This window comes from Streptomyces sp. NPDC051173 (assembly GCF_040689515.1).
Lineage (GTDB): Bacteria > Actinomycetota > Actinomycetes > Streptomycetales > Streptomycetaceae > Streptomyces.
Map to the genome: position 1 here is coordinate 23,164 of NZ_JBFBBD010000049.1, position 12,094 is coordinate 35,257.

General features: G+C 72.5%; 11 protein-coding genes and 1 tRNA gene. 3 read left to right on the forward strand and 9 right to left on the reverse strand.

Annotation, left to right across the window (positions count from 1 at the left end):
- Window positions 1-20: 20 nt before the first annotated feature.
- Window positions 21-1,397: a tetratricopeptide repeat protein gene (locus AB0435_RS23340; RefSeq protein WP_366007044.1), complete on the reverse strand. Its 1,377-nt coding sequence runs from the start codon at window positions 1,395-1,397 to the stop codon at window positions 21-23.
- Between the two features lie 291 nt (window positions 1,398-1,688).
- Here AB0435_RS23340 and AB0435_RS23345 point away from each other — a divergent pair, with 291 nt between their 5' ends.
- Window positions 1,689-2,150 (forward strand): hypothetical protein, encoded by a 462-nt coding sequence (locus AB0435_RS23345; protein WP_366007043.1) that lies wholly within the window; start codon window positions 1,689-1,691, stop codon window positions 2,148-2,150.
- Between the two features lie 55 nt (window positions 2,151-2,205).
- Window positions 2,206-3,075 (forward strand): fused MFS/spermidine synthase, encoded by an 870-nt coding sequence (locus tag AB0435_RS23350; protein ID WP_366007042.1) that lies wholly within the window; start codon window positions 2,206-2,208, stop codon window positions 3,073-3,075.
- Window positions 3,076-3,112: 37 nt separating this feature from the next.
- On the opposite strand, the gene AB0435_RS23355 is transcribed toward AB0435_RS23350, so the two are convergent.
- The 8 genes from AB0435_RS23355 to AB0435_RS23390 all read right to left on the reverse strand — a co-directional run bounded on the left by AB0435_RS23355 (window position 3,113) and on the right by AB0435_RS23390 (window position 10,906).
- Entirely contained in the window at window positions 3,113-4,513 is a 1,401-nt protein-coding gene (locus AB0435_RS23355; RefSeq protein ID WP_366007041.1) for a GH1 family beta-glucosidase, read from the reverse strand.
- A 79-nt stretch (window positions 4,514-4,592) separates the two neighbouring features.
- Window positions 4,593-5,441, reverse strand: coding sequence for a carbohydrate ABC transporter permease (locus tag AB0435_RS23360; RefSeq protein WP_366007040.1), 849 nt, complete (start codon window positions 5,439-5,441; stop codon window positions 4,593-4,595).
- Window positions 5,442-5,450: 9 nt separating this feature from the next.
- A complete protein-coding gene (locus AB0435_RS23365) occupies window positions 5,451-6,440 on the reverse strand; it encodes a sugar ABC transporter permease (RefSeq protein WP_366007039.1) in 990 nt (329 codons plus the stop codon).
- Window positions 6,437-7,759 carry an extracellular solute-binding protein gene (locus AB0435_RS23370; RefSeq protein ID WP_366007038.1) on the reverse strand — a complete coding sequence of 441 codons (1,323 nt, stop codon included), beginning with the start codon at window positions 7,757-7,759 and terminating at the stop codon, window positions 6,437-6,439. The genes AB0435_RS23365 and AB0435_RS23370 overlap by 4 nt, the downstream gene beginning before the upstream one ends.
- 263 nt (window positions 7,760-8,022) lie before the next feature.
- A tRNA-His gene (locus AB0435_RS23375) sits at window positions 8,023-8,095 on the reverse strand.
- A gap of 95 nt (window positions 8,096-8,190) precedes the next feature.
- Window positions 8,191-8,799, reverse strand: a complete 609-nt coding sequence (gene orn, locus AB0435_RS23380) for an oligoribonuclease (protein WP_366003484.1) — start codon at window positions 8,797-8,799, stop codon at window positions 8,191-8,193.
- A 5-nt stretch (window positions 8,800-8,804) separates the two neighbouring features.
- Window positions 8,805-10,169, reverse strand: a complete 1,365-nt coding sequence (locus AB0435_RS23385; protein ID WP_366427877.1) for a helix-turn-helix domain-containing protein — start codon at window positions 10,167-10,169, stop codon at window positions 8,805-8,807.
- Window positions 10,170-10,537: 368 nt separating this feature from the next.
- Window positions 10,538-10,906 carry a hypothetical protein gene (locus AB0435_RS23390; RefSeq protein WP_366003559.1) on the reverse strand — a complete coding sequence of 123 codons (369 nt, stop codon included), beginning with the start codon at window positions 10,904-10,906 and terminating at the stop codon, window positions 10,538-10,540.
- A 482-nt stretch (window positions 10,907-11,388) separates the two neighbouring features.
- Here AB0435_RS23390 and AB0435_RS23395 point away from each other — a divergent pair, with 482 nt between their 5' ends.
- Complete coding sequence (locus AB0435_RS23395) at window positions 11,389-11,910, forward strand: universal stress protein (protein WP_366003486.1); 522 nt, start codon at window positions 11,389-11,391, stop codon at window positions 11,908-11,910.
- The last annotated feature ends 184 nt before the right edge of the window (window positions 11,911-12,094 follow it).

The following is a 12,094-nucleotide window of genomic DNA, read 5'->3' on the forward strand; positions in this document are numbered from 1 at the left end:
ATCTGCCGGACCGGCCCCAACTACCCGCCGTTCGCCACCGCGTGCCGGTAGCGCGTCAGGAAGCCCTCCGTCTCGCGGGGGTGGTGGCGGAGGCGGCGGGCCGTCGCGGCCAGCATGGTCCTGATCCGCGTCGAGTGGACCTCCGTCAGCAGGTCCAGTGCCCGGTCACCCGCTGCGGCCGCCGCGTCCGGCTCGCCGCCGTGGGCCAGGTCGCTCGCGAGCTGGGTGGTGAACAGCGCGATGTTGCGGGCGAAGTGCGGGTTCTGGAGGTCGACCGCGCGCCGCGCGTGGTCCGCCGCGCGCGCCCAGTCGCCGAGCGCCGACCAGCACTGAGCCTCCAGCCCCTCCAGCTCCGCCTCGCCGAAGAAGGACATCCACTCCGGATCCGCGTCGGCGGACCCGCGCTCGAAGAGCGCCCGCGCCCGTGTCAGCGCCTCCTCGCACGCCCCCCGGTCCCCGAGCCCGGCCCAGCCGCCGGCCTCGCGCAGGGCCAGCAGGGACATCAGCCGCGGTGACGCCAATTGCCGCCCGGCCCGCTGCGCCGCCTGCGCCGCCCGGACGGCCTCCCGCGGGCGCTCCGCGTCGCGCGCGAGGAAGGAGGTGTTGCAGAAGGCGTGCGCCTCCAGCGCGGGGTCCCCGGCGACCCGCGCCGTGGCGAGCGCCTCCGCGTAGTGCGAGCGGGCGTCCGCGAAGCGGCCCGAGTCGTGGGCCAGCCAGCCGACGGAGATCGCCAGTTCGCCCGCCCCCGAGTGCAGCCGGTCCGCGACCGACTGCCGCCGGGTGTCCGCGTCCAGCAGTTCGTACGCCACCCGCAGCGGCTGTGCGGCACGCCGGTAGAGGCCGTCCGCGCCGTGCCGGTCGTCCAGCAGCCGGATACGGCGTACGGCCTGTTCGACGGCCGCCGCCTCGGGCTCGCCCGCGTGGCGCGGGGAGCGGGGGGCCGGGACGACGGCGCCCAGGGAGACCGCCGCCATCGCCGCGGTGCCGCTGGTCATGAACGCGCGACGCAACACGTCGCTCTCCTTGTGGCTGTCGAAGGGAATGCCGGGAGCGGCCGGGGCGCGCTCGACGAGCGGCTCCCCGGACTCCCGCGGCGACGCCTCGGCGGTTCCGCGCGCCCTCTTGCCGCGTACCACGTTCCGCGGCGTGAAACCCATGTCCGCCGGTTCCCTTCCGGGGAACATGTGCCGGAACACCCGCTCGTAGGCGTAGTTGGGGCAGCGGATCTCGCCGGACTCCACGCGCCCGATGTAGCGCGCGTCGCACGAGACCTGCTCGCCGATCTCCCGGGCCGCGCGCCGTACGGCCGCCGCGAACTCGGCCGGCGACCGGCTGCCCCGCAACTGCCGGAACGCCTCGTTCGGGCGGGGTGGAGGTGACGCGTGGGACGACGCCATGGCCAGCCCCTCTCCCTGGCGAATGCCGCCCCCCGGGATACGAACGGGGGCGTGGGCTGTTGCTGCCCTTCGGGCTGCCGAGCGCCGGAGCTGCCGTTCGGCGGAGAAGACCGTACCGGCAACGAGAGGGCCACTACCCCCTGTTTGGCTACAAAACGGATATCCCACCCGTGATCCGCCATGAAGTGCCATCCTTTGTGACGGCATGGCGCCGTTGCCGTTGACGTGGTTCGCGCGTTGTACCCATGAGCGCGCTCGACGCGGAGTGGCACGGCGGAGGAGGGGTTTCCCTTGGTGGAGGCCGGAGTGGACATCAGCAGCTCGCGGACGACGGCCCTGCACCTGCCGCGTGAGGACCACAGCCCGTCGCCGTCCCCGTGCGCGGCCCAGGAGGCCGTCGACGCCGGGCAGTGCGACCTCGTCACCGTGCCGGCCCGGCAGGGCCTGGAGGCGGTCGACATCCTGCGGCTGCGTGACGGCGTCGGCCCCGTGCTGCACGACGGAGAGTGCGACACCCTCGGCTTCCTGGTGCCGCCCGGCACGGCGGACGCCTGGGACGTCCCGGGCAGCGCCTGCACCCAGACGCACGGCCGCGGCTTCCAGGTGGACCCGGCGGAGCCGCCGCCCCTCACCGGCACCGGCTGGCTCGTCGCGCCGGAGGCCGCGTTCTCCGAGGCGACGGACCCCGTCGTGCTGCGGGCGGCGCTCGGCGAGGCGGCGCGCACGATCGAGGCCGTCGACCGCTGCCGCTAGGCGGTCCGCCGCAGGTGGCGGGCGCCCCGCGGGCGGAACGGGCGATAATTGCCCGATGGGCAAGGGCAGACAGAAGCAAGGGCGTGGACGGGCGGCGGAGCCGGTCACCGAGCAGGTGGCGGGCGGGGCCGCCGCCCTCGTGCCGGACCGTGACCGGCCGCGCGGCTTCACCCTGACGATCGACGGGGCGCCGCAGTCCCACGTCGACCTCGACGACCCCACGTATCTCGAATTCGCCTATCAGCGCAGGCTCGGCCACATCGCCGACCTGGTGGCCCCGCCCGGCAAGCCGGTCCAGGCGCTCCACCTGGGCGGCGGCGCCTTCACCCTCGCCCGCTACGTCGCCGCGACCCGGCCCCGCTCCACCCAGCAGATCGTGGAGATCGACGCCCCGCTCGTCCAGCTGGTCCGCCGCGAGCTGCCCCTGGACCCCTCCTGGCGCGTCCGGGTGCGCGGCGGTGACGCCCGCGAGGGCCTGGCCAAGGTGCCGGACGGCTGGGCCGACCTGATCATCGCCGACGTCTTCAGCGGTGCCCGCACCCCCGCGCACCTGACCAGCGCGGAGTTCGCCGCCGAGGTGCGCCGCGCGCTGCGGCCGGGCGGCTTCTACGCCGCGAACCTCGCGGACGGGCCGCCCCTGTCCTACGTCAAGGCGCAGATCGCCACCGTGCGCACCGTCTTCCCCGAGCTGTGCCTGACCGCCGACCCGGCGGTCCTGCGCGGACGCCGCTTCGGCAACGCCGTGCTGCTGGCCTCCGACCACGAGCTGCCGATCGCGGAGCTGACCCGGCGCGCCGCCACCGACCCGCACCAGGGAAGGGTCGAACACGGCCGCGCCCTGGCCGACTTCACGGGCGGGGCCGCACCCGTCACCGACGCGAGCGCCAAGCCGTCACCGGCCCCGCCGCCGTCCGTCTTCGAGTAGCGGCCCGGCAGTTCGCCGGACCGTGGACCGACGGCCGTCAGTACGGCGGGAGTTGCCCCGTACGCACCACCTGGGCGTACCAGCGGGCGCTCGACTTGGGGATGCGCGCCTGGGTGGCGTAGTCGACGTACACCGCGCCGAAGCGCTTGCTGTAGCCGTACGCCCACTCGAAGTTGTCGAGCAGCGACCAGAGGAAGTAGCCGCGCACGTCCACGCCGTCGGCCAGCGCCCGCCGGACGGCGTCGAGATGGGCGTGCAGATAGGCGATGCGCTCCGGGTCGTGCACCACGCCGTCGCCGTCCGGCTTGTCGTCGTACGCGGCCCCGTTCTCGGTGACCATGAGGGGCAGGCCCGGGAACTCGCGGGAGAAGCGCGTCAGCAGTTCGTGCAGGCCCGTGGGGTCGACCGACCAGTCCATCGCTGTCCGCTTGCCGGGCGGCCGGTGGAAGGCGACGCGGTCGGCCCCGGGCCAGGGGGAGCGGTCGGCGGAGCCGTGGCCGTCGTCGCGGGACGGGGCGTTGTCAGTGGCGTCTGATACCACTGTAGGCGCGTAGTAGTTGATGCCCAGCGAGTCGAGGGGGTGCCGGATGGTGTCCGGATCGCCGGCGTGCACGAAGGACCAGTCGGTGAGCCCCGCGGTGTCGGCGAGCAGATCGGCGGGGTACGCGCCGCGGAGCATGGGCTCGGTGAAGATACGGGTGGCGAGCGCGTCGATCCGCCGTTGAGCGTCCCGGTCCTCGGGGGAGTCCGTGCGGGCCCTGACGGCCGCCGGGTTGAGCGTCACGGAGACCTGGGCCCGCGAGGGCAGGGCCGCGCGCAGCGCCTGGGCGCCGAGGCCGTGGGCCAGGTTGAGGTGGTGGGCGGCGCGCAGGGCGGCCACGGGATCCGTGCGGCCCGGGGCGTGCACCCCCGAGCCGTAGCCCAGGAAGGCGCTGCACCAGGGCTCGTTGAGGGTCGTCCACAGCTCCACCCGGTCACCCAGCGCCTCGGCGACCAGGTGCGCGTAGTCGGCGAAGCGGTGCGCCGTGCCGCGCTCGGGCCAGCCGCCCGCCGACTCCAGCTCCTGCGGCAGGTCCCAGTGGTAGAGGGTCAGCACGGGCCGGATGCCCCGGTCGAGCAGGTCGTCGACGAGCGCGCGGTAGAAGTCGAGGCCCCGCTGGGAGGCGTGCCCCCGCCCGGTGGGCTGTACGCGGGGCCAGGAGACGGAGAAGCGGTAGGCGCCCAGGCCGAGTTCGGCCATCAGCCGGACGTCCTCCGCGCGGCGGTGGTAGTGGTCGGCGGCCGTGTCGCCGGTGTCGCCGCCGAGGGTCCTGCCGGGCGTGTGGGAGAAGGTGTCCCAGATGGAGGGGGTGCGGCCGTCCTCCTGTGCCGCGCCCTCGATCTGGTACGCGGCGGTCGCGGCGCCCCAGAGGAAGCCGGGCGGGAAGTTCACGGTCATGGAAGTGCTCCCGGGTGGGGGGAAGTCGGAGAGAGGAAAGGGGAGAAGGAGGGAGAAAGGCGATATGGGGGACGGGAAGTCAGCCTTTGACGGCGCCCTGCATGATGCCGCCGACGATCTGTCTGCCGAAGAGGGTGAAGGCGAGCAGCAGCGGCAGGGTGCCCAGCAGCGCCCCGGCCATCACCACCGCCTGGTCGGGTACGTAACCGCGGCCCAGCCCGGTGAGCGCGACCTGCACGGTGGGGTTCTCCTGCGTGAGCGCGATGATCGGCCAGAAGAAGTCGTTCCACGCCTGCACGAAGGAGAGCATCCCGAGCACGGCCATCGCGGGCCGCGCGACGGGAAGGACGATGTGCCACACCACGCGCAGGCTGTTCGCGCCGTCCACGCGGGCCGCCTCGATCAGCTCGGTGGGCAGCGCCTCCACGAGGTACTGCCGCATGAAGAAGACCCCGAAGGCGCTGACCAGGGTGGGCAGCACCACCGACTGGAGCTGGTCGGTCCAGCCCAGCTGGGCGACGACCATGAAGAGGGGCACGACGCTCAGCTGCGGCGGGACCATCATCGTCCCGACCGTCAGCAGCAGCAGCGCGTCCCTGAACCGGAACCGCAGCTTGGCGAAGGCGAAGCCGGCCACGGTGCTGAACAACACCGTGCCCAGGGCGATCGTGCCCGCCACCACCGTGGTGTTGAGGAGCGCGAGGCCCATGTGGGCGTCGCCCCACGCGGTCCCGAGGTTCTTCGCCAGCCTGCCGCCGAACCAGAAGGGCGGCGGCGTCCGCGCCAGCCGTGTGTTGTCGCGCGACGCGGCGATCGCGGTCCACACCAGGGGGAAGAGGGAGCCCACGGTGAACAGCGTCAGCACGGCGTAGGTGACCGGCCCGCCGTGCAGCTGCCGTCCGGCGCGCCCGGTCGAAGTGATCGTCACATCAGCCCCTCACCGGGTCTTCCCCAGCCGTCGCGCGATCACGACGTTGACCGCGCCGATCACCAGCAGGATCAGGAACATCGTCCAGGCGACGGCGCAGGCGCGCCCGAGATGGAAGTCGAACCACCCCTGTTCGTAGAGATAGAGCCCCAGCGTCTGGAACTGGTGCGCGGCGCCGCCCTTCTGCCCGCCCGCCCCGCCGAACAGCAGCGGCTCGCCGAAGAGCTGGGTCGCCCCGATCGTGGAGACGACCACGGTGAAGAGGATCGTCGGCCGCAGCGCGGGCACGGTGACATGGCGGAACTGCTGCGTCCGCGACGCGCCGTCCAGCGCCGCCGACTCGTAGAGCTCGTCCGGCACGGCCTGCATCGCCGCCAGATAGATCAGCGCGTTGTAGCCCGTCCACCGCCAGATCACGATCGAGGCGACCGCCAGCTGGGAGGTCCACCGGCCGTTCTGCCAGTCGACCGGCCCCGTTCCGGCCGCGCCCAGCGCCCAGTTGACCATCCCGTAGTCCCGCCCGTAGAGCAGCACGAAGACGAGCGTCGCGGCGGCGACCGAGGTGGCGTACGGGGTGAGCAGCGCGACCCGCCAGAAGGAGGCGGCGCGCAGCCGGAAGTGGAGCAGGTGGGCCAGGCCGAGGGCCATCAGCAGCTGGGGGACGGTGGAGAGGACCCCGATGGTGAAGGTGTTGCGCAGCGCGTTCCAGAAGAAGTCGTCGTCCAGCAGCCGGAGGTAGTTGTGCGCCCCCGCCCACTCCATGTGGTCCGGCGACGAGAGGTCCACCCGGTGCAGCGAGGCCCAGCCGGTGTAGAGGAGGGGGAAGACCCCGAAGGCGGAGAAGAAGAGGAAGAAGGGGGCGACGAAGGCGTACGGGCTGTAGCGCACGTCCCACCGGCAGAGCCGGCTGCGCCAGGGCCGCGGCCCGCTCCGCCCCCGCTCCGCGCCCCCGGGCGGTGGGACGTCGGTGTCCCGGGGGGCCTCGGCGGTCGCCGTCATTCGTCCACCGCGTTGTCGATCTCCTTCTGCGCCGCCTTCCAGGCCGCCCGGGGCGATCTGCCCTGCTGCTCGACCTGGGGGATGGCCACATCGGTGAAGGCCGTCCCGATCTGCTGCTCCTTGGGGCCGATCACCAGGGTCGGGATGTTCCGGGCGGCCTCCGCGAAGATCCGCCCGGTCGGCGCGCCCCCGAAGTAGGGGTTGCGCGCGTCCCGGACCAGCGGCATGGCGTACGAGGCGGGGGTGGAGGGGATGCTCGCCTGCCGGTCGAAGAGCTTGGCCTGTTGCGCGGGCGCCGTCAGCCAGACGGCGAGCGCGGTCGCCGCCGCCCTGTGGTGGCCGCCCTTGGGCACGGTGACGAAGGAGCCGCCCCAGTTGGCGGGCCTCGGCGCGGGGGCCACGTCCCATTTGTCCTTGCCCGCCGCGCCCGCCTTCTCCTTGATGTAGCCGAGCATCCACGGCGGACAGGCGACGGTGGCGAAGCGGCCGTTGGCGAACGCCTGGTCCCAGGGCTTCTCGAACTGCTTGAGCCTGGCCGTCAGCCCGCCCCGCGCCGCCTGCACGGCCAGCCGCCAGGACGTCCTGACCGCGGGGCTCCGGCGGTAGACCGCCCTGCCGCGCCGGTTGTAGTAGCGCTCGGCGTATCCGTGGATGGACGCGTTGTAGATCCCGGCCGCGGAGTCGGTGAAGACCGTGCCGGCCGGTGCCTTGTCCCGGTACGCCCTGCCGACGTCGAGGTACTTCCGCCAGTCACCGGCCCACAGCCTGCCGACGCGCTCGCGGTCCGTGGGCAGCCCGGCCTTCTCGAAGAGGTCCTTGCGGTAGCAGACGGCGATGGGTCCGATGTCCGTGCCGAGGCCGACCGTCCTGCCGTCGCGGGACGTGGCCTGGGCCCACTTCCAGTCCAGCCAGTCACCCTTGCGGACGCCCGGGACCCGGGAGAGGTCCTCGAAGCGGTCGGCCTGGGTGGTGGCCACGTCGTGGATGTTGCCCACCTCCACGGCCTGGATGTCGGAGAGGCCGCTGCCCGCCGCGAGGTGTGTCAGCAGCTGGGGGTAGTAGGTGTCGTTCCGCTCGATCACGCTCTCCTTGATCGTGACGTCCGGGTGCAGCTGCTCGTACTCCGCGTAGAGCCCCGCCTGCTTGTAGCCGAAGACCCCGAAGGTGCCGATGGTCACGGTGGTCCGGCCGCCGGCCGGCTCCGCGTCCCCGTCGTCCCTGGCGCAGCCGCCGAGCAGGGCCACGGTGAGCGCGGCGGCGGTGACGAGTGCCGCGGGCGCCGGTCCCGGGCGGCGCGGGCCGCCCACCGGGGTGCTCACGGTCGTCCGGGGCGGGATCCTTCGCGGGGCCTGCGGGCTTCCACCGGGTCACGGGCCATCGGTCACGACCTTCCGTCAGATGCCACGGCGCGGCGCCGGCCGCAGCGCGCACTGCGACACCTGAGCCTTCCCCCGGGCGGGCGGTGAACTCTCCCCGCCCGGGCCCCGGCTCACTCCTAGGGGCTACAGGCGCACGCCCCGGGGGAGCAGCCGCCAACGCCGAGGGCCCCGATCCGCTTTCGCGGATCGGGGCCCTCGATCAGGGTGAGTAACGGGACTTGAACCCGCGACATCCTGGACCACAACCAGGTGCTCTGCCAGCTGAGCTATACCCACCATGTCCGGTGTGTTTCCCACCGGCTGAGAAAAAGTGTACAGGGTCTTGGGGGGTGCTCGCTCCCAGGTGGTGCTGGTCCTGGGAGCGAGCTGCGTCACTCCGCCTGAGCGGGCAGCACGTGCCGGGCCGCGATGGCCTTCGCGGTGTCCGAGTCCGGGCCGGGCTGCGGCACGAAGATCGCCTCGCGGTAGTAGCGGAGCTCGGCGATCGACTCGCGGATGTCCGCGAGCGCCCGGTGGTTGCCGCTCTTCTTGGGGCTGCTGAAGTAGGCCCGCGGATACCAGCGGCGGGCCAGCTCCTTCACCGACGACACATCGACGATCCGGTAGTGCAGGTGGTCCTCCAGTGCCGGCATGTCCCGCGCGAGGAAGCCGCGGTCGGTGCCGACCGAGTTTCCGCACAGCGGGGCCTTGCCCGGCTCCGGGCAGTGCTCGCGGACGTACGCCAGGACCTGTCGCTCCGCGTCCTCGAGCGTCGTCCCGTTGTCCAGCTCCGCGAGCAGCCCGGAGGCCGTGTGCATCTGGCGCACCACCTCGGGCATGGTGGTCAGCGCCTCGGCGGGCGGGCGGACGACGATGTCCACGCCGTCGCCGAGGATGTTCAGCTCGGAGTCGGTGACCAGGGCGGCCACCTCGATGAGCGCGTCTTTCGACAGTGAGAGCCCGGTCATCTCACAGTCGATCCACACCATGCGATCGTTCATGCGTCTCACCCTACGGGGCGTTCCCGCTGGCCGGGCAGGCGTGGGGTGTAGAGGTCCGACTCCGGCTTGCCCGGATCCGGACCGCCGCCGCTGCCGAGATGACCACCACCGTGCCCTCCGTGAGAAGCGGACTGAGTGATATGTCCGCCATGCCCACTATGTGGTGGTGGAGTGGTCATGATCGGACCGGCCACGGCATGGGCGCCGGCCAGGGCCGTCCGCCGCATCGCCATCACCGCCGGCTCCCCGCTGCGCTGCTCGCCCAGCTCCGCCCGCTCGAACCGGTCGGAGCGCTCCGGCCGGTCCGTACGGTCCGGCCGCTCGCTCCGTTCGGGCCGGTCGGCCACGCCGCTCTGCGGGCGGCGCGCCCGGTAGGCGGCGCGGTAGGCGGCCGGGGAGGACCCCAGCTGCCTGCGGAAGTGACCCCGCAGGGCCACGGGCGAGCGGAAGCCGCAGCGCCCGGCGACCTCGTCCACGGAATAGTCCGAGGTCTCCAGGAGCCGCTGCGCCTGGAGCACCCGCTGAGTGATCAGCCACTGCAGCGGGGCGCTCCCGGTGAGCGAGCGGAACCGCCGGTCGAAGGTGCGGCGGCTCATATAGGCGCGGGCCGCCAGCGTCTCCACGTCGAACTGCTCGTGGAGGTGCTCCAGCGCCCAGGCGACGACCTCGGCGAGCGGGTCGGCGCCGATCTCCTCCGGTAAAGACCGGTCGAGGTAGCGCTCCTGTCCGCCGCTGCGGCGGGGCGGCACGACGAGACGGCGGGCCAGGGCCCCCGCCGCGTCGGCGCCGTGGTCGGTGCGGACGATGTGCAGGCACAGGTCGATGCCTGCCGCGGTGCCCGCGGAGGTCAGTACGTCACCGTCGTCGACGAAGAGCTCCCGCGGGTCCACATGGACCGACGGATAGCGCTTGGCGAGCGTGGGCGCGTACATCCAATGGGTGGTGGCGGGCCTGCCGTCGAGCAGGCCCGCGGCGGCCAGTACAAAGGCACCGGTGCACAGCCCCACGATGCGGGCACCCTCCTCATGGGCGCGGCGCAGTGCGTCGAGTGCGGCCGTGGGCGGCGGCTGGGTGATCGACCGCCAGGCCGGTACGACGACGGTGCCGGCCCTGGAGAGTGCCTCCAGGCCGTACGGTGCGGTCAATTCCAGGCCGCCGGTTGTTCGCAATGGCACATCTTCGCCCGCGCATACCAGCAGTCGGTAGCGGGGTACCCCAGCGTCCTGTCGGTCGATCCCGAACACTGAGAGCGGAATGGAGCTTTCGAAGATGGGGCCGCCGCTGAAAAGCAGCACTGCGACGATCTCCCGGCGGCGGCGTCCGGAGAGCTTGCGCGTGGTCTCCGGTACGGTCGTGGAGTCCTGGCTCATGGCGCTAAGCCCCCCTCGGCGGTCGAGTCCTCTCGGTCCTGCACGTTTCCCCTCGGTCCTGAACGGTTCCCCCGCCGGTCATGGCCAAGATCGAATCTACTGCGTCACACGGAGTCGCGGTGACCAGTTCACCACCCGGCTCTATGTCGACATGACAACTTGGCGCGAAGCGTTCGATCACGAAGCGTTGCACTTGCAGGGCTCGGTGAAAAGTACGCCTCTCGCCCATGCCCAATCCCCGTAGGGTGCAACCGCCCTCGGCGGTCCTTTCCTTGCTGGTCGACCGGCTGTTGGGGGCTGCTCAGGCCAAGGTGAGGGGTTCGGCCTGAAGTTGGCCGAAAAGCAGCGGGTGCATCCGTACGAAGGCGTCATTCACCGGGCGTACTACCCGGCGTATCACCCCGGGGTGCGCCCCGCGTGCCGCCCGGCGCGGACGCGCCCGGCTGGCGGCCGCCGCGATGGCTGCCGACGCCTGTGCGGCCATGGCGGCCGCGGTGCGGGAGGTTCGGCGGGAGATTCGGAAGAGGGGACTCCGGTACGGGCGGCTCCGGGCGGGACTCCGACGGGACCCGGGCGGCGGTGCGTTCGGAGCGGCGCAGCAGCGCGCGGCAGACACAGGTCAGGGCCACCAGCCCGGCCGCGGTGCCGGCGGCCCCGCCGAAGGACTGACCGCACATCAGCAGGACGACAGGGACGAGCACACAGCTGAAGGCCGCCCAGCGGACCACATCGCTCACCGGATCGGGGGAGTCCGCCCCGGGGTCGTCGGCGCGGGTGTGATCACGGGTTCCGGGCACGGAGCGGCTCCCTGCTGGCGGCGGCTGACGGTGGTACAACGCCCGGCCGGGCGCCTGGGTCACTGCGCCGCGTGCATCAGGAGTACGGCCGCGTTGCTGCGGGGGCATTGCGCTGCGGGCCGCCCTCGTGCATGCTCCGGGGAACGCCCGGCGTCCTCGTGTCCCCGGGCCCGGGGACGGTGCCGCCGTCCCGGCAGCTCGGGGCCGTCGCGCCGGGTGGCCTCTGGGCAGGCGGCAGGTGTCGCCGTACCCTTGAAGGTAAGTGCTTGAAAAGATGAATCCCGGACGGATTTCGCGTCCATGATCCTGTGGGATGCTCCGGGCCGCGTCTTTCCCGGCGCTTGCTTCTGCTCCTCCTCTGACAACTGCAACCAGTCCACCGCTGATCCCTCCGCACGAGGACATCCTTCGCCGAGACACCGATGGCCGGTCACGAATTCCCCGAACCCGCGGACCGCAAGCGGGTCGCCGATCACGCGGCGCACCCCGAAGCGGCGGAAGAATCACGCCATTCCTGCGATCCGGCGTTCCAGCACGGTGTCGTGGTGGGCTTCGACGGTTCCATGTCGAGCGAGCGAGCGCTTGCGTATGCAATCGGGATGGCCCGGCGCTCCGGCTCGGGCCTGATCATCGTCCATGTGGCCAACCGGCTGCCGACGACCGTGTGGGCGGGTTGCGAGCCACCGGTCTTCGTGGACGTCCCGGATCACCGCACCGAGGTCCTGGGCCTCGAACTGGCCTGTGCGGACCACCTGTCCGAGGTGCCGTGGATCCTCGTCGAGCGCGGTGGCGACATCTGTCACGAACTGGAGGAGGTCGGCCGGGAGTACGCGGCGGACGCGATCGTCGTCGGCTCCACCCACGGCCTGGTCGGCCGCATCTTCGGCTCGGTCGCGGGGCGGCTGGCGCGGCGCGCGCAGCGGCCGGTCGTCGTCATCCCCTGACCCGGGACCACGTCAACTTCCGTTGCCCGTCCGGGCGGTGATCCCGTACCACGCGTTTGACGGCTCATGAATCTACCCGCGCGTAGGGGTGGGCCGGGCCTCGGTGGCGGGTAGGGATCGGATGTGTGACGTGCTGCCGGACGGGAGGTGACGGTTCCCGGAACCGGCGGCATCCGCCGGCGGG

What these genes read in the sequence shown, in the direction of transcription:
- AB0435_RS23340 (WP_366007044.1), bottom strand. Translation starts at nt 1,397, where the DNA reads ATGGCGTCGTCCCACGCGTCACCTCCACCCCGCCCGAACGAGGCGTTC.
- AB0435_RS23350 (WP_366007042.1), top strand. Translation starts at nt 2,206, where the DNA reads ATGGGCAAGGGCAGACAGAAGCAAGGGCGTGGACGGGCGGCGGAGCCG.
- AB0435_RS23365 (WP_366007039.1), bottom strand. Translation starts at nt 6,440, where the DNA reads ATGACGGCGACCGCCGAGGCCCCCCGGGACACCGACGTCCCACCGCCC.
- AB0435_RS23355 (WP_366007041.1), bottom strand. Translation starts at nt 4,513, where the DNA reads ATGACCGTGAACTTCCCGCCCGGCTTCCTCTGGGGCGCCGCGACCGCC.
- orn (WP_366003484.1), bottom strand. Translation starts at nt 8,799, where the DNA reads ATGAACGATCGCATGGTGTGGATCGACTGTGAGATGACCGGGCTCTCA.
- AB0435_RS23395 (WP_366003486.1), top strand. Translation starts at nt 11,389, where the DNA reads ATGGCCGGTCACGAATTCCCCGAACCCGCGGACCGCAAGCGGGTCGCC.
- AB0435_RS23385 (WP_366427877.1), bottom strand. Translation starts at nt 10,169, where the DNA reads ATGAGCCAGGACTCCACGACCGTACCGGAGACCACGCGCAAGCTCTCC.